Source organism: Bradyrhizobium ottawaense, from assembly GCF_002278135.3.
Classification (GTDB): Bacteria; Pseudomonadota; Alphaproteobacteria; order Rhizobiales; family Xanthobacteraceae; genus Bradyrhizobium; species Bradyrhizobium ottawaense.
Genome location: NZ_CP029425.2, coordinates 8314506 through 8335628 on the forward strand (window position 1 = coordinate 8314506; position 21123 = coordinate 8335628).

Consider the following 21123-nt stretch of genomic DNA (forward strand, 5'->3'; position numbering starts at 1 on the left):
AAACTCCTCTCTGGGGTAATGGGTCCCTGCGTTCGCAGGGACGACAGCGGAGATTTGTGATCGAGCTGCGACCATCATATATGCAGGCCCAGCAGCAAACATCCGGACCACCAATGACCTCCACCGACGTCACCACCATGTTCGAGCGGATCGGCGGCAGTGCCACGATCGACGCCCTTGTCGACCGCTTCTACGACCGCATGGACACGCTGCCGGAGGCGCAGATCATCCGCGCGATGCATGCGGACGACCTCGGCCTGATCAGGAACGTGCTGAAGCGCTATCTCACCGAGTGGACCGGCGGCCCGCGGCTTTACTCCGTCGAGAAGGGCCATCCGCGGCTGCGCCAGCGGCACATCGGCTTTGCCATCGGCGATGCCGAGCGCAATGCATGGATGGTCTGCATGCGCGGCGCGCTGGAAGAGACGGTCGTCGACACGATCGCGCGGCAGGACCTCGACCGCGCATTGTCCGGTCTCGCCGACTGGATGCGCAACCGGCAATGATCCGGTCAGCGTGACGTTCCCGGCGTTTGACCGGCCCGCGAGACTTCGACGCGGCTAGATCGACCAGTAGTTCGGATGCTGGTAGGGCCGCGAGCGGTCGCCCCAGTCGAACTCATCGCCATCGACTTCGCAGGGACCGCTGCTCAATTGCTCCGGCGTCAGTTCGACCTGGAAGGCCTGACGGCCCGGATCATATTTCAACGCGCTCCACTGCACGGGATAATGGTGATGTGTCCCGAGCAACCTGCCGGTCTTGATCACGGCGTAAGCGACCGTTCCACTGACCTTGTCGAGCATCAATCGTTCGATCGTGCCGAGCTTCGTGCCGTCGCCACCATAGACGGCGACGTGCTCGACGCGATCACTGGGAACCATGGTGTGTTGCATGGCGTGCTCCCTCGTCTTGTGTGGCGCGCATTATAGCACAGACGGCGGAATGTAGGGTGGGTTAGCGTCAGCGTAACCCACCTCTTTAGGTCTCGGGGCGCGAGAAGTGGTGGGTTACGCCAAGCGACTGCGCTTCGCGCAGCCGCCAAGGCTAACCCACCCTACGCTTACAGCAGCTGCGAACGCACCGACTCCGCGCCCTCCTGCAACAGCGGCAGGAAACGGCCGATCAATTCCTGCGCCGGCACCCGATCGACATGGGCGCCCATGTTGATGGCGGCGACGATCACGTCGTCGTAGCGGCACACCGGAACCGAGATCGAGCGGAAATGCGGCTCGGCCTCGCGGTCGACCAGTGAATAGCCTTGCGTGCGATCGGCGGCGATGCGCGCTAGCAGCGCCTTCGGGTCGATCTGCGTCTGCGGCGTCAGCGCCTGGCGCGTCATCGCCTTCAGGCGCGCGGCAAGGTCGGCATCGTCAAGCTGGCCGAGCATGGCGCGGCCGACCGAGGTGCAGAACGAAGGCAGCCGATAGCCGATCTCCAACCCGCCCGAGAACACGCGCGCCGGGCTGCCTCGGGCAATGAACACGACGTCATCGCCGTCGAGCACCGCGAGCGAGGAGATTTCGTTCGCCGCGGTCGCGACACGATCGAGCACGGGCTGGAGCACCGCAACGAGCTGGTTGGAACGCAAGTAAGATGCCGCCAGCGTCAGCACATGCGGTGTCAGCGAGAACAGCTTGCCATCGCCGCTGACGAAGCCGCCGCGCTGGAGCGTGAACAGCATACGCCGCGCGGTGGCGCGCGGCAGGTCCGCGGCGCGGGCGAGATCGCTCAGCGTCATCGGGCCGGCCGTCGTGCCGAAGCATTGCAGCAGGCGCAGGCCGCGATCGAGCGCTTCGACGAAATCCGTCGCGCGCTCGTCGGTCTCGCTCCGCTTCAGTTTGGGCATGGTGACGGGACAATCCTGCAAAATAGTGCTTGCTGCTGCTCCAAGGCATGTCATAATTCGCCCATTCGTTCAATAGGCGAACAAACGCCACTCCACAGAGGGATGCTACTGCCATGATGAGCCAGGAGCAGAACGACCTGATCACCCGCACCGGTCCGAAGGATCCGTGCGGAAAGCTGATGCGGAGCTACTGGCAGCCGGCGGCGCTGGTGGATGAGCTCGAAGGCGATCGTCCGATCCGTCCCGTTAAGCTGCTCGGCGAGAACCTGGTGCTGTTCCGTGACGAGACCGGACGCTACGGCCTGATCGACCGGCACTGCGCGCATCGCGGCGCCGACCTCGCGTTCGGACGGCTCGAGCACGGCGGCCTGCGCTGCGCCTTCCACGGCTGGCTGTTCGACGCCACCGGCCAGTGCATCGAGACGCCGGCCGAGCCGAAGGACTCGAAGCTCTGCCAGAACATCCGCCAGCGCTCCTATCCGGTGGTCGAGAAGAGCGGCATCCTCTGGGCCTATCTCGGCGAGGGTGAGCCGCCGGCCTTTCCGGAGCTCGACTGTTTCGTCGCGCCTGATACTCACACCTTTGCGTTCAAGGGCCACATGGCCTGCAACTGGCTTCAGGCACTCGAAGTCGGCATCGATCCCGCGCACGCCTCCTATCTGCATCGCTTCTTCGAGGACGAGGACACCTCCACCGCCTACGGCAAGCAATTCCGCGGCGCCTCCGCCGGGTCTGATCTGCCGATGACGAAGATCTTGCGCGAGTACGACCGCCCGATCATCAATGTCGAGCACACCGAATACGGCCTGAGGCTGATCGCGCTGCGCGAGATCGACGAGGAGCGCACCCATGTGCGCGTCACCAACCAGCTCTTCCCGCACGGCTTCGTCATCCCCATGAGCACGGAGATGACGATCACGCAGTGGCACGTGCCGGTCGACGACGAGAACTGCTACTGGTACGCGATCTTCACCAGCTATTCGAACCCGGTCGACAAGCAGAAGATGCGCGACCAGCGGCTCGAGCTCTATGAGCTGCCGGACTACAAATCGCGCAAGAACCGCAGCAACGATTACGGCTTCGATCCGCACGAGCAGCAGACCGCGACCTATACCGGCATGGGCACCGACATCAACGTCCACGACCAGTGGGCGGTGGAATCGATGGGCGCGATCCAGGACCGCACCAAGGAGCATCTCGGCTCGAGCGACAAGGCGATCGTGCAATATCGCCGCCTGCTGCGACAGGAGATCGAGAAGGTCGGCGGCGGCGAGAAGCCGATGCTGTTCCTGGACGAGGCCAACGCGCGCTGCATCCAGGGACCGGCGACCATGGACGGCATCGGGCCGACCCAGGGGTGGGAGCTCTACTGGATGGAGATCGACGTCAAGCGCCGCCGCGGCGCACCCTGGGCCGCACCGGTGCCGAAGGAGATCGCGGACAACGTGCACCGGCTGACGGCGGCGGAGTGACGTTCGTGTACCGAACCCGTAGGGTGGGCAAGAGCGCAACGCGCCGTGCCCACCATGCTTCGGTGTGGTCGATAGACGCGGTGGGCACGCTCCGCTTTGCCCACCCTACGGCAGCTGAGGGAGTAGCAAAGTGACTTTCGTCGCGCGTCATGCGCTGTGGTCGGATGAGCAGAGGGACGCCGCGACGCGCATGCGCCGTCTCGTCGAGGACAAGAACCTCGAGGTCATCCGCCTCGCCTTCCCCGACCAGCACGGCATCCTGCGCGGCAAGACCATCATCGCCTCCGAGGCGATCGCCTCGCTGGAGAGCGGCTGCTCCATCACAACGACCATGCTCGCCAAGGATACTTCGCACCGCACGGTATTCCCCGTGTTCACCGCGGGCGGCGGCTTCGGCATGAAGGAGATGGAGGGCGCGGCCGACGTGCTGATGGTCGCCGACCCCACGACGTTTCGCGTCTTGCCGTGGGCGCCGACCACGGGCTGGGTGCTGTGCGACCTCTACTTCAATGACGGCCGCCCGGTGCCGTTCGCGACGCGCTCGCTCTATCGCAAGGTGCTCGACCAGCTCGCCAGCCGCGGCCACGATTTCGTCGCCGGGCTCGAGGTCGAATTCCACATCTTCAAGCTCGACGACCCGCATATGCGGCCCGAGGACGCCGGCCAGCCGGGCACGCCACCATCAGTGAGCCTGCTCAGCCACGGCTATCAATATCTCACCGAGCAGCGCTTCGATCAGATGGAGCCGGTGCTGGAGATCCTGCGCCGCGACATCGTCGCGCTCGGGCTGCCCCTGCGCTCGGTCGAGGTCGAGTTCGGGCCGAGCCAGTGCGAGTTCACCTTCGCGCCGAAGAAGGGCCTGGAGCCCGCCGACAACATGGTGCTGTTTCGGAGCGCCGTGAAGCAGATCGCGCGCCGGCACGGCTATCACGCCACCTTCATGTGCCGCCCGAAACTGCCGAATGTGTTCGCGAGCGGCTGGCACCTGCACCAGTCGATCGTCTCGCGCGCCAGCGGCGAAAACATCTTCATGGCCAAGGACGGCAGTGAGCCGCTCAGCGCGTTTGGCCGGGCGTACCTTGGCGGCCTGCTCGACCACGCCCGCGCCTCGACCGTGTTCACCACGCCGACCATCAACGGCTACAAGCGCTACCGCTCCTATTCGCTGGCGCCCGACCGCGCGATCTGGGGCCGCGACAATCGCGGCGTGATGATCCGCGTGCTCGGCGGTGCCAATGATGCCGCAACGCGCCTGGAGAACCGCATCGGCGAGCCCGCCGCCAATCCCTATCTCTACATGGCCTCGCAGATTCTCTCGGGCCTCGACGGCGTCGATCGCAAGCTCGATCCCGGCCCCTCCGCCGACACGCCCTACGAGACCAAGGCGCCGCTGCTGCCGAAATCGTTACGCGATGCGGTCAGCGCGCTGAAGGACGATCCGTTCTTCCGCGAGAAGTTCGGTCCGGAGTTCGTCGACTATTACACCCACATCAAGAACGCCGAGATCGACCGCTTCCTGTCAGAAGTGACCGATTGGGAGCACCGCGAGTATTTCGAGGCGTTTTGACATCCTGTCTTGGAAGTCCGCTCAAGAGCGCAACAGCTCCAGGCTCACGGCCGTGTGAAGCGGCTTCGTCGCGCCGGTTCCGACGACATCGCACCGCTGCCGGACGAAGCCATTTTCCATCCCCGCGAAAACCCACTGAAAGACTCCTGCGCTAGGATTCCTGCATGTGATCAACAGTGGAGTTCGATCATGTGGGACCAGTTATTCAGCCTGATCTACCGCCTGTCGTGCCGGGCAACCTTGATCAACATCGGTCGGCATCATCTGGCGCGCTGAACTCAATGGATGCGCGATAGGTAAGACGGATTGACCAGATTAGGAGCGTTTCCATGCGCAAGCTGATCCTGATCGCAACGGTGTCTCTGCTCACAAGCCAGGCCTATGCGGGTGGGTCGCGGAGCCTCAGTCTCGCAGCGAGCAATTCCAGCCAGCAGGCGATCGAGCAACCCGCCACGGCGGCAACGGTCTCGCCGCAAACCACCCAGGCGCCGTCGCAGCCGGCAAATGTCCAGACTGCGACCACCGCACCAACCTCAGCAACGGCACCGGCGGCCACGGTGGCACCAACCACGCAATCTACGCCGCCGGCAAGCACGGCCGGAACGACCAAGCCGAAGCGGCGTCAGCTGTCCACCGACGCCCAAATCGTCCGTGCGCTGCATCGCCACGGGATCTATTGGTAGGATCGGCAGCCGGCCCCGGTCTTCACCATCGCCATACTCACCAGCGGTAGCCGAGCGTTGCGATGACGGTCAGCGGGGCACCGCGGTAGCAATATCCGACCTGGCACGTGGTGTAGTGCAGATTGAACAGGTTCTTGGCGTTGACCTGGAACTGCAGGCCCTTCAGCTCCTTCGCCGCCTGGCCGAAATCAAATTTCAGCGCAGCATCGACCAGGGTCACCGAACTGTTCTTGAACGTGTTCAGATCGTCGCCATAGCTCCAGGACATGTAACGCACGCCGCCACCGATGCTCAGTCCCGCAAACGGGCCGGCCAGCGGCAGGGCATAGTTGCCCCACAGCGTCGCGGTGTGCGGCGGATTGCCCGACGGAAACTTGCCGATCTGCGCGCTGTCGCCGGCCTGCTTGGTGACCATGTCGAGATAGGTGTAGGACGAGGTGATGTCGAAACCGCCGCCGAGGCTCGCGAGCGCCTGCAATTCGAAGCCGCGGCTTTGAATCTCGCCGCGCTGGACCGTGACGCCGGTCCCGGTCGTGACCAGGCCCCCGCTCTGGGTCAGGTCGAACACCGCAGCAGTGATGAAGCTCCTCATCCCCTGCGGCTGATATTTGACGCCGATCTCGGTCTGCTTGCCGGTGGTGGGCTTGAAGAAGGCGCCTGTGGGATCGACGCCGAGATTGGGAAAGAACGAGGTTGAATAGGCGACGTAAGGCGCAACTCCGGAATCGAACACATAGGTCAGCCCGGCGCGCCCGCTATAGGCCTGTTCGGACTGCTGCTGGCGGGTCAGCGCGAACTGATCCTCGCCCGTGGTGCGAACCCAGTCGCTGCGGCCGCTCAGCGTCAGGATCCAGTGGTCGAGCTTGGCCTGGTCCTGGATGTACACGCCGGACTGGATCTGCCGCTGCTGCGTCGAGGACGAGATCGCGGGATCGGGAATGGATTCCGGCGCGTAGACCGGCGCGGCCAGATTGAGAGGGGAAACCCCGAAGCCGAATCCCTGCTTGTCGTTGAATTTCGATGCCGTGTAGTCGGTGCCGACCAGGAGCGTGTGCTGCACCGGGCCGGTCGAGAGTTTTGCCTCGACCTGATTGTCCATGATGGCCGATTGCAGCGTATCGTGGACGTAGCCGGTATAGCGTGAGACGACATTGCCGACGGGAGCGCCGAGAAAGCCGACATAGCGCGTGACCGCATCGACGTCGACATAGCGGAATTTCTGGCGAACGGTCACGGCGTTGTTGAACGCGTGCTCGAACAGATAGCCGACGCGTCCCTGCTCCTGGTCGAGCGAATTGTAGGACGGGCTGCCGGTAAAGATGTCCGTCGTCGTGCCGGTGCCCGTGGAATAGGTGAACATGGACCCCGGCGTCTTCGATTTCTGGTACGCGCCGAGAATGGTGAGGGTCGTCGATTGGTCCGGCTTCCAGGTGACGGCGGGAGCGACGTAGATACGATTGTCCTTGCCGCCGGGCACGAACACGTCGGCGTCGCGCACGGCGCCGGTCAACCGATAGGAAAATTGGCCGTTGGGATCGACCGGACCCGAGAGATCGAAATTGCCCTGAACGCGCTCGCGGTCGCCGAACACCGTCTGCACCTCGTGGAACGGCTGGCTGGTCGGCAGCTTGCTCTGCAGGTCGATCAATCCGCCGGGCGAGCCGAGGCCGTAGAGGGCCGAGCTCGGCCCGCGCACCACGGTGATGCTGTCAACGCCATAAGGCTCGGTCTTGAACACGCCGAGACCGGCGCCGACGAGGCGCAGGCCGTCGAGATAGACGCCGTTATAGGTGATGTCGAAGCCGCGGATCGAGATGGCGTCGAAGCGCGGATCGTAGCCGGAGGCATCGATGCGGACGCCCGGCTCATAGCCGACCGCTTCCGTCAGCGTCTGCACCGCGCGGTCGTTGAGCTCCTTGCGGGTCACGACCGAGATCGACTGCGGCGTCTCGAGCAGCGGGGTGTTCGTCTTCGTGCCTGCCGAGCTGCTGCTTGCGACATAGCTGTTCTCGCTCGCCGCGTTGGCGCGACCGCTACCCGCCTCGCGCGTACCCGGGTTATTGGCTTGTCCGGACCCGGCATTGCGCGGGATCGCGACGCGGCCGCGCTGCGATTGTGAGGCGCGCTGGGCAGATTGGGCACGCGGACGCGCCTGGCTCGGTGCCTCCACCGTGACCGGAGGCAATGTGCCGGCCGTCGAAGGCGAATTGGTTCCGGAGACCTGTGCCGCCGAGGGCGTCGCGTGCAGGACCGCTCCCAAACCGGCCGCTCCCAGACCAGTTCTCACCATTCGTTCCCAGCCGAGCGTCTGCCCGTCGTTCCGCCTCATCGTATCCCCCGAGTTCCGTGTTTAATAACCCGGGTGTAACCAGATCAAAGCGATCGCCGCCTTTGCGCGCGCGCAAATCACCTTTGATCCCACGTGGAGGCTTTCGAGTTTACTGATAGCGGCTCGGCGAATGGCCGAAGCGCCTGCGGAAGGCTGTCGCGAAATTCGCCGGATGGGCATAGCCGACCCGATAGGCCGCTTCGGTGACGGACAAGCGCTGGTGAATCAAAAAGGCACGTGCGGCATCGAGCCGCTGAGCCCTGAGATAGTCGATCGCGCTCTGGCCATATGCCATCCGGAATTTCTGGTTGAAGGACCTGCGGCTCAGCCCCGCGTTCCGCGCCAGTTCGTCGATGCTCCAGGGATAGGCGAGATCGGCGTCCATCCGCTGCTTCACCGATTGCAGCCGCGTCCACTGCAGATCGGTGGTCGGATCGGTCGCAATCCGGCCGCGCTCGCCGAACAAGGCGTGGACCACGATCTCGGCGGCATGCGCTGACAGCAGCAATTGCGCCGCGTTGCCGGTGACCGGCGGCGAAAACATTTCTGCCGCGACCGCCTGTATGCGCGCAGACGCTCTCAGAGAGACGATCGCTGCGCCCGAGACGTCGTTCGCAAACAGCGCCCGAAACTCATCGCCGAGTCCGAGTCCATCGATCGAGGTTTGGGGAAACGCCAGGCCGATCGCGGAACGCTCGCCGGAGTGAACCGCGCGTTCCGCTGCGCAGGTTTCGCGCACGGCAATTGCCGTCATCTGCCCTTCGCAGCCAGTGCTGCGCGTCAGAATGCCGCGTCCTGCGTCACCATCAACGGAGACCGAGATGAACAGGCCCGGGGCTGCGATGGCAGAGCCCCCGGCATCGGCTCGAAACTCGCCTCTGACAAACACGCAGCCCGGAAAATCCAGCCATTGCGCTGTCGAAGCGCCCGGCTGTGCGGAACCGATGTCGTCTTGAGGCCGTCCGACAATTTGATCGTAGAAGTCCCGCATCGAATCCGCTTACGCCGCGGCTTGTTTGACCGCTGGCGGCGGCGCGCTCAAGAGCTCTGCGCGCGGTTTGGAGGGATTCGAAACTGGATTTGCTCGAAGGGAATCTTGTGCGTTACGCGCGGTCGGCAGCAACGCGCGTCAGATGCCGAGATATTTGTGCTGGAGATCCGGTTCCGCCATCAGCTGATCGGAGGTGCCGCTCCACACCGTCCTGCCGCGCTCGATGATGGTGTGGCGGTCGCAGATGCGGGCGAGGTGGTCGACGTTCTTGTCGACGACCAGGATCGACTGTCCGCGGCTCTTGAGCAGCGACAGGCAGTGCCAGATTTCTTCGCGGATCAGCGGCGCGAGGCCCTCGGTCGCTTCGTCCAGGATCAGGAGCTTTGGATTGGTCATCAGCGCGCGGCCGATCGCGAGCATCTGCTGCTCGCCGCCCGAGAGCTGGTTGCCCATGTTGGACGCGCGTTCAGCAAGGCGCGGGAACAGCACGTAGATCGCGGCCAGCGTCCAGGGATTGGGGCTGCTGAAGCGGTCGGCGGCGGCCGCGACCAGATTCTCGCGCACGGTGAGGTTCGGGAAGATCTGGCGTCCCTCAGGAACCAGGCCGACGCCGAGCTTTGCGATCCTGTATGAGGGAAGCTGCCTGACCTCGGCGCCCGCGAAACGAATGCTGCCTGATCGCGCCGGCGTCAGGCCCATGATGGAGCGGATGGTCGTGGTCTTGCCCATGCCGTTGCGGCCCATCAGCGAGACCATCTCGCCGGGCTTGATCGACAGCGACAGGCCGAACAGCACCTGGGAGAGGCCATAGCAGGTCTCGATGCCGTCAACCTCGAGCAGCGTATCAGCCATGATGCGTCACCACGTGCTGGTCCCCGAGATAGGCGCGCTTGACGTCCTCGTTGGCACGGATCGCGGCCGGATCGCCCGAGGCGATGACGCGGCCATAGACCAGCACCGTGATGCGGTCGGCGAGCGCGAACACCGCCGGCATGTCGTGCTCGACCAGAACGATCGAGACCTCCTTGCGCAGCTCCTGGAGCAGCTTCACCATGCGCTGGGATTCGGTGACACCCAAGCCGGCCATCGGCTCGTCGAGCAGCAGGAGCTTCGGCTTGCTCGCGAGCGCGACCGCGAGCTCGAGCTCGCGCCGCTCGCCATGGCTGAGCCTGTTCACCACGACGTCGGCGCGATGCAACAGCCCGACGCGATCGAGCGCCGCATGCGCGGCATCGCGCAAGGATCGCTCCTTGCGCGCATTGGCAAAGAAGCGGAACGAGGTGCCGGCATGGGCTTGTGCCGCCAGCGCGACATTGTCCGCGGCGGTGAAATCGAGCAGCAGCGAGGTGATCTGGAACGAACGCGCAAGACCCAGCGCACAGCGGCGATAGGCCGGCAGGTAGGTGATGTCGCGCCCCGCCAGCGAGACGCTGCCGGAATGCGGCTCGAGATGCCCGGTGAGCTGGCTGATCAGCGTGGTCTTGCCGGCGCCGTTCGGGCCGATGATGGCGTGCAGCTCGCCCGCGGCGACGTCGAGCGAGACGTTATCCGTCGCAACGATGCCGCCGAAGCGACGCACCAGCTTTTCGACGCGAAGCAGGGGTTCAGCCACGGCCGGCCCTCCCCAGCATGCCCATGATGCCGCCACGGCCGAACAGCACGATCAGCAGCAGCAGCGGGCCCATGATCAGAGCCCAATATTCGGTGATCTGCGACAGGAATTCCTCCAGCAGCAGGAACACCACCGCGCCCATGATCGGGCCGAACAGCGTGCCCATGCCGCCGAGAATCACCATCACCATCAGGTCGCCGGAGCGCGTCCAGTACATCACGGCCGGGCTGACGAAATCGGTGTTGTTGGCGAGCAGCGCGCCGGCGAGGCCGCACATGGTCCCTGAAATGACGAAGCAGACGAGCTTGTAGCGCTTTGCCGGGAAGCCGATCGCCTGCATGCGCTGCTCGTTGGAGCGCAGGCCCTGCACGACGAGGCCGAAGCGCGAATTGACGATGCGCCAGATCAGGAAGATGACGCCGAGGAGGCAGGCGAGGCAGAGATAATAGAACTGCGTGCGGTTCGACAGGTTGACCAGCCCGGAGAAGTCGCTGCGCTTGTAGACGGTGAGGCCGTCATCGCCGCCGTAGCGCGCCAGCCCCGAGGCGACGTAATAGGCCATCTGCGCGAAGGCGAGCGTGATCATGATGAAATAGACGCCGCGGGTGCGCAACGAGAGCGCGCCGATCACGAGCGCATAGAGCGCGGACGCCGCGAGCGCGACCGGAAACTGGATGAAGCCGCTGCCGACGCCTTCCTGCGCCAGCATGCCGACGGCATAGCCGCCGATGCCGAGATAGGCGGCATGGCCAAAGCTCATCATGCCGCCAAAACCCATGATGAGGTTGAGGCTCGCGGCCGCCAGCGCCAGGATGATGATGCGGGTGAACAGCGTCAGGATGAAGATGTTGCCGGAGAGCTGCGAATAGAGCGGCAGCAGCAGGAGGCCCGCCAGCATCAGGGCCGTGACGGCCTTGCTCACAGTGAAAGACTTCATCGACGGTTGGCCGGAAACAGCCCCTCCGGCCGTACCACCAGCACGATCGCCATCAGCAGGTAGATCAGCATGGAGGACAGCGCGGGCGCGGCGGTGGAGGCAGCGGCGCCGCTCAGCACCTGTCGCAGCAGATTGGGCAGGAAGGCGCGGCCGAGCGTGTCGATCATGCCGACGAAGATCGCGGCCAGGAACGCACCGCGGATCGAGCCGATGCCGCCGATCACGATGATGACGAAAGCGAGGATCAGGATGTTCTCGCCCATGCCGATCTGCACGGTGAGGATCGGCGCCTGCATCAGGCCGGCAAGGCCGGCGAGCGCGGCGCCCAAGCCGAACACCAGCGTGTAGAGCAGCTTGATGTTGATGCCGAGCGCGCCGATCATCTCACGGTTGGAGGCGCCGGCGCGGATCAGCATGCCGATGCGGGTGCGCATCACGCCGAGATAGAGCAGCAGCGCTACCAGCAGCGCCACCACGATGATGGCGAGCCGATAGGCGGGATAGTGAATACCCGGCAGGATCGGCACCGGCACGGTGAGCCAGGCCGGCAGCGGCAGCGCAAGGCCGGCCGGGCCCCAGATCAGCCGCACGGCTTCGTTGAAGAACAGGATCAGGCCGAAGGTCGCCAGCACGTGGTCGAGATGGTCGCGGCCATAGAGATGCCGTAGCGCGCTCATCTCCAGCACGATGCCGAGCACCAGCGTGGCCCCCAGCGCCATCAGCGCCCCGAGCAGGAAGCTGCCGGTCCACGCCGCGAAGGTCGCGGCGAAATAGGCGCCCATCATGTAGAGCGAGCCGTGCGCCAGGTTGACGAGATCCATGATCCCGAACACCAGCGTCAGGCCGGCGGCGAGCAGGAACAGCAGCAGGCCGAACTGCAATCCGTTCAGGAACTGTTCGACGACGAGCAGCATCAAGACTCTTTCAGGCGCACGCGGTGTCGCGCCGATGTTCGAACACGTTCGCCATCAGTGAAAGAGCTCCCCCTGCCTGTTCAAGGCGGAAAAATGGGTAATGGCAGTATCGTTCCGAGGCAAGAGCGATTCGACACCAAACATGCACTTTGTTGCATGCCGATGCATGTGATCGAGACGCTCCTGCAAGAAAGCTGCCGTGCCGGCCGGGGCAACCTGCCGCAGGTCTGCGTCATGCCCGGGCTTGTCCCGGGCATCCACGTCCTTCGTGCCAGGTGGCTCAACGTGGATGGCCGGGACAAGCCCGGCCATGACGCCGTGGAGGCTTCGGCAATCGAACTCCCTAGCCAAATGCAGTCACCCTCCCCCCGGTGGACCGGAGGGAGGGCGCGGATGTCGTCAGCGATGGAGGATTGCGTCCTAGTGCGACGTCATCTGCTGGGGAAGATCGTCCGGTTCGGCGAGCACGCTGTTGGCCGTCGAGGCCTCCAGCGCCGCCATCCGGAACAGATAGGCGAGCGTCGTCAATCCGGTGTCTTCCGCCATCTGCGCCAGCTCGAGCGCCATGTCCGACATGTAGCCGAGATCATCGTCCCTGATCTGCGCCATGATCTGGCTGTCCCGCATCATGTTCGACATCTCAGGCGCTCTTTCGTTGCGCGGCAGCAGCGCCGCAGAGGTTGGCACGGGCGACGGCGTCCAGACGCGGGCCGTCCTGGCGCACGACCGAGGTCATGCCGATACGATCGTGCAGGGCATCGAGGGTCTCGCGACGAATGTCGATGGTCGCCGCCATGGTCCATGCATTCTCCACCAGAGCGGGCAGGCCCAGCGGGGTCACCATGAAGCCGGCCTCGTGAAAGCGCGGCAGCCACCAGGTCTCCATGATCGCGCTGACCTGCGCGATCCCCTGATTGAGGCAGAACTCCTGCACCGCCGCCATCAGTTGCAGGTTGAGCGCGCCGTCGCGGCGATCACGCACGACGAAGTAGCGCGACCATTCCCAGACCAGCGGATCCGCGGGGCAGCCGCGCACCGACGCCAGATGCGGGAACACCTCGCTCATCATCGAGGGCTTGGTCGTCGGGTAGAGCCGGTGGCCACCGATGACGCGCCGCCCCTCCAGCGCAAGCAGATAGACGGTATCATCGTCGTCATAGGAATCGATCTCGCGGCAATCCGGCCTGCGCAGCGTCTCCCAGCGCCGCTCCTCGACGAAGATATCGTGGCGCAACCGGAAATGCTGCTCGATCACGTCTTCATAAAGGTGACGATTTACCGCAGAAATGGCGTGAATCATGAAAACCCCCAATCATCCTCAATGGGGGCAGACTCTGCCAAAAGAGCCGGATTCGATATTGGGAAATTTCCCAGTACGGCGCTTACGGATTGATGATCTTGTTCCGAATCGCCAGCGCCACCGCATGCGTGCGGTTGACGGCACCGAGCTTGCGCGCGGCAGTTGCAAGATGCTCTTCCGCGGTGCGCTGCGTGATGTGCAGGATCTCACCGATCTCCCAGGCCGACTTGCCCTGCGAGGCCCAGGAGATCACCTCGCGCTCGCGCGGGGTGAGGCGCGTCGAGGGATAAGGCGCCGGCTCGAGCAGACGGCGAATGTGGTCGAAGCCATACATCGCCATCAGATGCAGTGCCGGCTTGCTGCGCGGATTGAGGTCGAGATGAACGCCGCCAAGCGACACCGCGGCTTCATAGCCGGTGAGCCCGTGGATCGGCACGATGAAGCCCCGCGACATCCGAAAATCGGTGGCGCGGTTCATCACCTCGGCCGCGTTCGGCTCGAGTTCGGCGTCATAAGGTGCTTCCGACCATTCGAACGGATTGACCGATTGCCGGCACAGCCGCACCACCGGATCGAAGCGGTCGTAATTGTTCTGCGTGTAGAGGCTGAACCAGCCCGCCGGCCAGCGCTTGGCAAGCACCATCTGCGCAAACCGCTGGTCGGGATTGGGCAATCCCGTCACGATGATGGTTTCGAAGCCGAAGCGACCGAACGCCGTCTCGAGCGCATTCATGGCATCGGGCACCTTGCGATAGGTCCCCAAGCCTTCAATGAAGTCGAGCGCCTCCCGGCCATAATCCACGGCGGACATCAGTGCGTTTCCTGACTCTCGCCGTTCCGTATAGCACGTATTTGGGGACTGCCTCAATTCGCTGCGGCCGTAGTTTCCCGGTGCCCATCCGCCCTGAAGATTTAAACTACTTGTGGCAGAATTGACGTCACGATACACCTGAGCGACCGAAGCGGGAACACCACGATGGAAGACGAGGACATCGCCCTCAACAGCGTGCTCGGCCTGGAATTGAACCGCGTGTTTTTCGCCGTCCGCGAAACGGCCAACAAGCAGAAGATCATCGAGTTCGCGCGCGCGGTGCTGGAAGGCGAGCGCGAGGAGCTGGCCGAGAGCGTATTGCCGGAAGAGCCGGCGAGCTAGAACGCGGCTGCGCTAGACGACGCCGACGAGACAGGTCGCGCAACGATGCAGCCCCTGCCATTCGAATGGGCCGATTTTAGAAAACAGTCTGACAGCGAAGTTACTCTTATTGGAGAAGCTGGCGAGCCCGGCCGGGCTCTCGTGCCCCGGCCGCAGCGCAGCGTCTCCTTGACGATGCGCCGGAGAGGCGGGCCCACCTATCCGCAGCTTACCCTCTGACTTTCCGGGTCCCGGCTCTGCGCAGCAGCGTTTCACGCTGCAGCGCATCCGGGACACGAGAGCGACTTCCCTGCCCATCCACATCCACACACTTGCCGCTGGATGACATCGCGGCTCTCGTGAGATGATCGTCGCCGCGATCCTCTCTCGGGTGCCAAGAACATGATGACGCTGCGCCAGGTTGAAGTGATCCGTGCCGTGATGGTGACGGGCACCATCGGCGGTGCGGCGAAGCTGCTCAACGTCTCTGCGCCGGGGATCAGCCGCCTCGTCAAATACACCGAGCGCTCGCTCGGCATCCGCTTCTTCCAGCGCCAGAACGGGCGTTACTTCCCGACGCCGGAAGCCGAGAACATCTTCGAGCAGATCAACGGCGTCTACAAGAAGGTCGACGATCTCTCCGAGATCATCTCCAAGATCGGCCGCGGCGGCCTGTCGGAGCTGCGCATCGGCTCGGTGCCGAGCATCTCGCAGGTGATGGTGCCGCGCGCGATCGAGCGCGTCCGGCGCCGCTATCCCGATCTCGGCATCGACATCAACATCCTCAAGCTCGAGGAGGCCATCGACTATCTCATGCTCGGCCGCGGCGAGTGCGTGGCGATGAGCTACCGGCTGGAGCATTCCGGGCTCGACTTCATGCCGCTGGCCTCGGGCGAGCTGTACTGCATCGTGCCGCCGGGGCATGAGCTCGCCGGCCGCAAGCAGGTCTCGGCCGCCGAGATCACCCGCTATCCGCTGATCGGCATCGATCCCAACGATCCCTACGGCCGGATCATGGCCGAGATCTTTGCGCGCAACCGTCTCGCCTACAACATCACCATCCGCGCGCGCTTCGGCACCACGGTCTGCGCGCTGGTGAAGGCGGGCCTCGGCATCGCCATCATCGACCAGTTCACGGTGGCTCACGGCGGCTATCCCGGGATCGAGCTTCTGAAGATCACCGAGCCGACGCGGTTCGACACTTACATCGCGGTCAAGCGCGGCGCGCCGCTGTCGCTCCATGCCGAGTCTTTCATCGAGTCGCTGCGCGCCGAGATGCGCGCGGTCGAGCCGTCCCGCGGCAACGGCAAGGCCGGCGGCGCGCGCGGACGGAAGAAATAACATCATGTTAGGTTTGCCGGATAAAAGGGTAATTGTGTTAGGCGAGGGAAAGGCTATCGTCGCACCTGGAACTGCCCTTGGACTTGCGGGATTTCCCCGCTAATGGCCGGGACCGAACGCTCCCTTTGAGACGACAGCGAACCATGTCCAAGCGCGGATACGCCGCCAGCAAGAAGCTCCTCACCGGCCTGATCGGCGCGCCGATCGCACATTCCGCGTCCCCCGCCATGCATGAGCGCGCTGCCGAGGCGCTTGGCCTGCGCGGCCACTACCAGCTCATCGAGGTCGCCGGCGCCGATGCGGCCGGGCTTCGCATGATGCTCGAGGGCGTGCGGCGGCTCGGCTTTGCCGGCGTCAACGTCACCTACCCCTACAAGGAGGCAGTGGTCCCGCTGCTCGACGAGCTGGCGCCGGGCGCAGCCAGCATGGGCGCGGTCAACACCGTCGTCGTCAGGGACGGCCGCCTGACCGGCCACAACACCGACACCACGGGCTTTGCCCGCGCGGTGGCGCCGCTGCTGGCGCCCGCGGGGAATGCCGTTGCGGTGATCGGCGCCGGCGGCGTCGGCAAGGCGATCGCGTTTGCGCTGGCGAGCCTGAAAGTGTCCGACATCCGCGTCTTCGACAGCGAGCCGGCGCGCGCCGCGGCGCTCGTCTCCCTGCTTGCGCCGCGGGGCGGCGCAAGGATCGCCGCAAGCGTCGAGGATGCGCTGGGCGGCGCAACCGGTCTCGTCAACGGCACGCCGGTCGGCATGCTGCCGAACCGGGGCATGCCGGTCACCGCCAATTTGCTGCATGAAAAGCTCTGGGTGGCGGATGCCGTCTATTCGCCCTTGATCACGCCGCTGCTGGCGGCGGCACAAGCCAAGGACGCGCGGATCATGACCGGGCGGGAGCTCGCGATCTACCAGGCGGCCGACGCTTTCGAACTGTTCACGGGCCTTGCCCCATCGACCGAGGTCATGGGAGAGGCATTCGACGAGGTGATGGCGGCACGAAGCTCGGCCTATCCGACACAAGGCCGCGGACAATTTCGACGAAAAATGGGAGGAGAAACCATGAAATCGACCCTGCTGGCAGGCGCCCTGCTTGCCTTCGCGACTGCAACCAGCGTCCACGCCCAGGCCATCAAGCTCGCCAACGTCGCCGAGCTCTCGGGCGGCGGCGCCACCGTCGGCACCAACTGGAAGAATGGCATCGACCTCGCCATCGAGGAGATCAACGCCAAGGGCGGCGTGCTCGGCCGCAAGCTGGAAGTCAGCCATGCCGACTCGCAATCCAACCCCGGCGTCGCCCGCGCCCAGGTGCAGAAGGCGCTCGACGCCGAGCCCTATGTGCTGCTCGGGCCCGGCTACTCCGGCTCGGTCAAGGTCACCGCGCCGCTCGCCGCCGAAGCGGGCATCGCGCAGATCATGGGCGGCGAAGCCGCCGAATTGACGCAGGCCGGAAACAAGTTCCTGTTCCGCACCTCGTTCGGCCAGCAATCCTCGATGCCGAAGGTCGCGAAATACATCCATGACGAGATGAAGGCGAAGACGGTCGCTGTGGTCTGGGTCAACAACGACTTCGGCCGCGGCGGCCGCGACGTCGTCGTCAAGGAGCTCGACCGGCTCGGCTCCAAGGTGGTCGCCGACCTCTCGACCGAGGCGGGCCAGGCCGACTTCGCCGCCGACGTCGGCAAGATCAAGGCTGCCAATCCGGACGCCGTGTTCGTCTACCTGAACGAGGAGGAGAGCGCGCGCATCCTGAAGGAGCTGAAGCGCCAGGGCGTCACCGCGCCGCTGATGGGCGAGACCACGCTGATCGGCCAGAAGGTGATCGAGCTCGCCGGCGACGCCGCCAACGGCGCACGCGGCCATGTCGGCCTCACCACCGATGCCCCGGTCGACCTGATCAAGGCGTTCCGCGAGAAATTTTCCAAGAAGTACAATTACGTGCCCGACCATAACGGCCTGAAGGGCTATCTCGCCGTCTACATGGTGAAAGCCACCACCGAGAAGATGGGCAAGGTCGACCCGAAGAAGTTTGCCGAGACGCTGCACGGTCTCACCATCAAGGCCGCGGACGAGCCGGGCATCCTGATGGACGTCACCTTCAGCGACACCGGCGACATCGACCGCCAGAGTTTTCTGGTCGAGGTGGTCGAAGGCAAGCAGGTGGTGAAGCAGGTGCTGCCCAAGGTGAAGTGAGGAACGTGGTCTTTCACCTCTCCCCGCTTGCGGGGAGAGGTCGGATCGCATCGTAGATGCGATCCGGGTGAGGGGGAGCCTCCGCGAGTCCGACTGTCAGCGACCCCGCGGAGACTCCCCCTCACCCCAACCCTCTCCCCGCAAGCGGGGAGAGGGGGAAGACAGAGCGAGGGACACGAGGGGAGAAAATGTCCAATCTGTTCGATCTTCTGGTCGCGGGACTGGCCACCGGCGCGATCTATGCGCTGGTCGCGGTCGGCTTCACGCTGCTGTGGCAGACCTCGCAGACCATCAATTTCGCGCAAGGCGAGTTCGTGATGCTGCCGGCGTTCCTGATGCTGGCGGCGATGCATGCCGGCGCGCCGTTCTGGCTCGCGATCATCCTCGGCATCCTCTTGTCGATGATCCTGCTCGGACTCGGCTTCAAGCTGCTGCTGGTCGACCCGATGATGCGCCACGGCGTGCTGCCGCTGGCGATTGCGACGATGGCGCTGGCGATCGGCCTCAAGGAGGCCGTCAAACAGTTCTTCAGCGCCGAGGCCTCGCCCTTCCCGTCGATCGTGCCGACCGGTGACATCTCCATCCTCGGCCACGCGGTATCGCTGCAAAGCATCGGCGTGCTCGTCGTCGCCATCGTTGCGGTGTTCGGCCTGACTGCACTGCTCAATCGCACCTCGCTCGGCCACCAGATGCAGGCGGCGGCGCAGAACCCGACGGTGGCACGCATCATCGGCGTGCCGGTCGAGCGCATGATCCTGCTGACCTTCCTGATCAACGCCTTCCTGGTCGCACTGGCTTCGCTTTTGATCACACCAATCTACCTCGCAAAATTCTCGTCCGGCGAGGTGCTGGGCCAGGCCGCCTTCATCGCGGCGATCGTCGGCGGCTTCAACCAGGTCCGCGGCGCGATCGCCGGCGGCCTCTTGATCGGCGTGCTCGACAATCTCGCGGCCGCCTATATCTCGACGCAGTACCGCGCCGCCGTGCCGATGATCTTCCTGATCGCCGTCATCCTGTTCCGGCCGCAAGGACTGCTCGGCCGCGCCGAGGAGCGCACGGTATGATCAGCTTCGGCAAACCCCTGAAGATCGCGCTCGGCCTGATCGTCATCGCCGGCCTGATCATCGTTCCCATGAACTTCAACCGCTACGGCCTGTTCATCCTGAGCCAATGGGCGGTGATGACCATCGCTGCGATGGGCCTCAACCTCACGCTCGGCTATGCCGGCCAGGTCTCGCTGGCGCAGGGCGCCTTCGTCGGCATCGGTGCCTATGCAGCGGCGATCATGACCACCCATGGCTGGCCGCTGCCGGCGGCGATCGTCGTCGCCATCGTGCTCAGCTTCGCGGTCGGCTGGGTGCTCGGCTATCCCGCGCTGCGCGTGCAGCATCACTACCTCGCCTTCGTCACCCTGGCCTTCTCCACCCTCGCCTTCCTGGTGTTCCGCAACGAGAGCTGGCTCACTGGCGGCATCTATGGCATCTCCAACATCCCGCGTCCGCATATCTTCGGTTTCGCGACCAACAAGCCGCTGCCGTTCTACTACGTCTGCCTCGGCTCGCTCGCGATCGTGTCGCTGGCGGTGTGGTGGCTGATTCGCTCGCCCTGGGGCCGCGCCTTCATGGCGCTACGCGAGAACCCGCTGCGCGCACAATCGCTCGGCATCGACACCCGCCGCTACACGCTGATGGCATTCGCGATCGGCTCGGCGCTCGGCGGCATCGCCGGCGCACTCTATGCGCCGCTCACGCAATACATCGATCCCGTGCCCTTCAACCTGTCGCTCTCGCTCGACCTTCTGATGATGGTGATCGTCGGCGGCGCGGGCTTCTATTTCGGCCCGTTCCTCGGCGCGATGATCGCGGTGCTGCTGCCGGAATGGCTGCGCTTCACCGAAGGCTATTATCTGATGCTCTACGCGGTGGCGGTGATGCTGCTCCTGATCTGGTCGCCGACCGGCATTCTGGGAATCCTCGACCGCTATCTCGCCGAGCGCCGCACCAAGGCTGCCTCCGCGCTGCGCGCCGTCGCAAAATCCCGCCTGGAGACGGTGCAATGAGTGCGGTCCTCGAAGTCACCGATATCAAGAAGAACTTTGGCGGTATCAGCGCCGTCGACGGCGTCTCCTTCGACGTGCGAGAGGGCGAGATCCTTGGCCTGATCGGTCCGAACGGCTGCGGCAAGTCCACGCTGTTCAACTGCATCCTCGGCCAGCTCACCCCGTCAGGCGGCGAGGTCAAGCTCGACGGCAAACTCGTCACGGGCCTCCGCCCCTCCGAGCTCAACAAGTTCGGGGTCAGCCGCACTTTCCAGCTGCTGCAGGTGTTTCCAAAGCTCTCGGTGCGCGAGAACCTGATCCTCGCGGGCCAGGAGCACCAGGGCAACATGGCCTCGCGCCTGGTCGGCCGCTCCGATGCCGGGTTGACCGAGACTGCCAACCAGATGATCGGTTTCTTCAAGCTCGATCATCTCGCCGACGAGCCGGCCGGCGGATTGTCCTATGGCCAGCAGAAGCTGCTCGACGCCGCCATGGCCTTCATGGGCGGCCCGCGCCTGGTGCTGCTCGACGAGCCCGCCGGCGGCGTCAACCCGTCGATGCTGGCGGACCTGAAGGACCGCCTGGTCGCAATCAACCGCGAGAAGAACGCCACCTTCGTCGTGATCGAGCACAACATGGAGTTCGTGATGTCGCTGTGCTCGCGCGTGATGGTGATGGCGGAAGGCAAGGTGCTGGCGATGGGGCGGCCGGACGAGGTGCGGAAGAACCCCGCCGTGATCGAAGCCTATTTGGGTCATTGAAGGAGCCGACC

General features: G+C 64.7%; 22 protein-coding genes and 1 pseudogene. 12 read left to right on the plus strand and 11 right to left on the minus strand.

The window, feature by feature from the left end; genetic code table 11:
- Positions 1-113: 113 nt before the first annotated feature.
- Positions 114-506, plus strand: a complete 393-nt coding sequence (locus CIT37_RS38915) for a group II truncated hemoglobin (RefSeq protein ID WP_095425029.1) — start codon at positions 114-116, stop codon at positions 504-506.
- A 54-nt stretch (positions 507-560) separates the two neighbouring features.
- Here the strand turns inward: CIT37_RS38915 and CIT37_RS38920 are convergent, their stop codons facing one another.
- Both CIT37_RS38920 and CIT37_RS38925 read right to left on the minus strand, forming a co-directional pair.
- The gene (locus CIT37_RS38920; RefSeq protein WP_028139764.1) at positions 561-893 is read right to left on the minus strand and encodes a PRC-barrel domain-containing protein; all 333 of its coding nucleotides are present in this window, start codon (positions 891-893) and stop codon (positions 561-563) included.
- A gap of 167 nt (positions 894-1060) precedes the next feature.
- Complete coding sequence (locus CIT37_RS38925; protein ID WP_095425028.1) at positions 1061-1846, minus strand: IclR family transcriptional regulator domain-containing protein; 786 nt, start codon at positions 1844-1846, stop codon at positions 1061-1063.
- 113 nt (positions 1847-1959) lie between these two features.
- Here CIT37_RS38925 and CIT37_RS38930 point away from each other — a divergent pair, with 113 nt between their 5' ends.
- From CIT37_RS38930 to CIT37_RS38945, 4 genes are all read left to right on the plus strand, one after another.
- Positions 1960-3318 carry an aromatic ring-hydroxylating dioxygenase subunit alpha gene (locus CIT37_RS38930; protein WP_095425027.1) on the plus strand — a complete coding sequence of 453 codons (1359 nt, stop codon included), beginning with the start codon at positions 1960-1962 and terminating at the stop codon, positions 3316-3318.
- 130 nt (positions 3319-3448) lie between these two features.
- Entirely contained in the window at positions 3449-4885 is a 1437-nt protein-coding gene (locus CIT37_RS38935) for a glutamine synthetase family protein (protein ID WP_095425026.1), read from the plus strand.
- 54 nt (positions 4886-4939) lie between these two features.
- Positions 4940-5161, plus strand: a complete 222-nt coding sequence (locus CIT37_RS38940) for a hypothetical protein (RefSeq protein WP_152036305.1) — start codon at positions 4940-4942, stop codon at positions 5159-5161.
- A 53-nt stretch (positions 5162-5214) separates the two neighbouring features.
- Positions 5215-5568, plus strand: coding sequence for a hypothetical protein (locus tag CIT37_RS38945; protein WP_028139760.1), 354 nt, complete (start codon positions 5215-5217; stop codon positions 5566-5568).
- Positions 5569-5605: 37 nt separating this feature from the next.
- Here the strand turns inward: CIT37_RS38945 and CIT37_RS38950 are convergent, their stop codons facing one another.
- The 9 genes from CIT37_RS38950 to CIT37_RS38990 all read right to left on the minus strand — a co-directional run bounded on the left by CIT37_RS38950 (position 5606) and on the right by CIT37_RS38990 (position 14462).
- Positions 5606-7858, minus strand: a complete 2253-nt coding sequence (locus CIT37_RS38950) for a TonB-dependent siderophore receptor (RefSeq protein WP_244611388.1) — start codon at positions 7856-7858, stop codon at positions 5606-5608.
- Between the two features lie 148 nt (positions 7859-8006).
- Positions 8007-8888 (minus strand): AraC family transcriptional regulator, encoded by an 882-nt coding sequence (locus CIT37_RS38955; RefSeq protein ID WP_038970764.1) that lies wholly within the window; start codon positions 8886-8888, stop codon positions 8007-8009.
- A 138-nt stretch (positions 8889-9026) separates the two neighbouring features.
- The gene (locus CIT37_RS38960) at positions 9027-9740 is read right to left on the minus strand and encodes an ABC transporter ATP-binding protein (RefSeq protein ID WP_028139757.1); all 714 of its coding nucleotides are present in this window, start codon (positions 9738-9740) and stop codon (positions 9027-9029) included.
- Positions 9733-10500 carry an ABC transporter ATP-binding protein gene (locus CIT37_RS38965; protein ID WP_018316880.1) on the minus strand — a complete coding sequence of 256 codons (768 nt, stop codon included), beginning with the start codon at positions 10498-10500 and terminating at the stop codon, positions 9733-9735. The genes CIT37_RS38960 and CIT37_RS38965 overlap by 8 nt, the downstream gene beginning before the upstream one ends.
- Positions 10493-11437, minus strand: a complete 945-nt coding sequence (locus CIT37_RS38970) for a branched-chain amino acid ABC transporter permease (protein WP_028139756.1) — start codon at positions 11435-11437, stop codon at positions 10493-10495. Before CIT37_RS38970 ends, CIT37_RS38965 begins: the two co-directional genes overlap by 8 nt.
- Positions 11434-12351: a branched-chain amino acid ABC transporter permease gene (locus CIT37_RS38975; protein WP_028139755.1), complete on the minus strand. Its 918-nt coding sequence runs from the start codon at positions 12349-12351 to the stop codon at positions 11434-11436. Before CIT37_RS38975 ends, CIT37_RS38970 begins: the two co-directional genes overlap by 4 nt.
- Positions 12352-12771: 420 nt before the next feature.
- Positions 12772-12990, minus strand: coding sequence for a hypothetical protein (locus tag CIT37_RS38980; RefSeq protein ID WP_038946890.1), 219 nt, complete (start codon positions 12988-12990; stop codon positions 12772-12774).
- Position 12991: 1 nt separating this feature from the next.
- Positions 12992-13651 (minus strand): acyl-homoserine-lactone synthase, encoded by a 660-nt coding sequence (locus CIT37_RS38985; RefSeq protein WP_161966290.1) that lies wholly within the window; start codon positions 13649-13651, stop codon positions 12992-12994.
- Between the two features lie 82 nt (positions 13652-13733).
- On the minus strand, positions 13734-14462 hold the full coding sequence (locus tag CIT37_RS38990; RefSeq protein WP_028139752.1) for a helix-turn-helix transcriptional regulator: 729 nt from the start codon (positions 14460-14462) through the stop codon (positions 13734-13736).
- Positions 14463-14627: 165 nt separating this feature from the next.
- On the opposite strand from CIT37_RS38990, the gene CIT37_RS38995 reads away from it, so the two are divergent.
- From CIT37_RS38995 to CIT37_RS39025, 7 genes and pseudogenes are all read left to right on the plus strand, one after another.
- Complete coding sequence (locus CIT37_RS38995) at positions 14628-14804, plus strand: hypothetical protein (RefSeq protein WP_085968000.1); 177 nt, start codon at positions 14628-14630, stop codon at positions 14802-14804.
- Positions 14805-15185: 381 nt separating this feature from the next.
- Entirely contained in the window at positions 15186-16124 is a 939-nt protein-coding gene (locus CIT37_RS39000; protein ID WP_028139751.1) for a LysR family transcriptional regulator, read from the plus strand.
- Between the two features lie 143 nt (positions 16125-16267).
- Positions 16268-17134, plus strand: a pseudogene (locus tag CIT37_RS39005) (shikimate dehydrogenase); the annotation flags it as partial.
- Positions 17135-17182: 48 nt separating this feature from the next.
- The gene (locus tag CIT37_RS39010; protein ID WP_018316871.1) at positions 17183-18313 is read left to right on the plus strand and encodes an ABC transporter substrate-binding protein; all 1131 of its coding nucleotides are present in this window, start codon (positions 17183-17185) and stop codon (positions 18311-18313) included.
- 188 nt (positions 18314-18501) lie between these two features.
- Complete coding sequence (locus CIT37_RS39015) at positions 18502-19377, plus strand: branched-chain amino acid ABC transporter permease (RefSeq protein ID WP_028139749.1); 876 nt, start codon at positions 18502-18504, stop codon at positions 19375-19377.
- Positions 19374-20372 carry a branched-chain amino acid ABC transporter permease gene (locus CIT37_RS39020; protein WP_095425022.1) on the plus strand — a complete coding sequence of 333 codons (999 nt, stop codon included), beginning with the start codon at positions 19374-19376 and terminating at the stop codon, positions 20370-20372. The genes CIT37_RS39015 and CIT37_RS39020 overlap by 4 nt, the downstream gene beginning before the upstream one ends.
- Complete coding sequence (locus tag CIT37_RS39025; protein ID WP_095425021.1) at positions 20369-21112, plus strand: ABC transporter ATP-binding protein; 744 nt, start codon at positions 20369-20371, stop codon at positions 21110-21112. Before CIT37_RS39020 ends, CIT37_RS39025 begins: the two co-directional genes overlap by 4 nt.
- Positions 21113-21123: the final 11 nt, after the last annotated feature.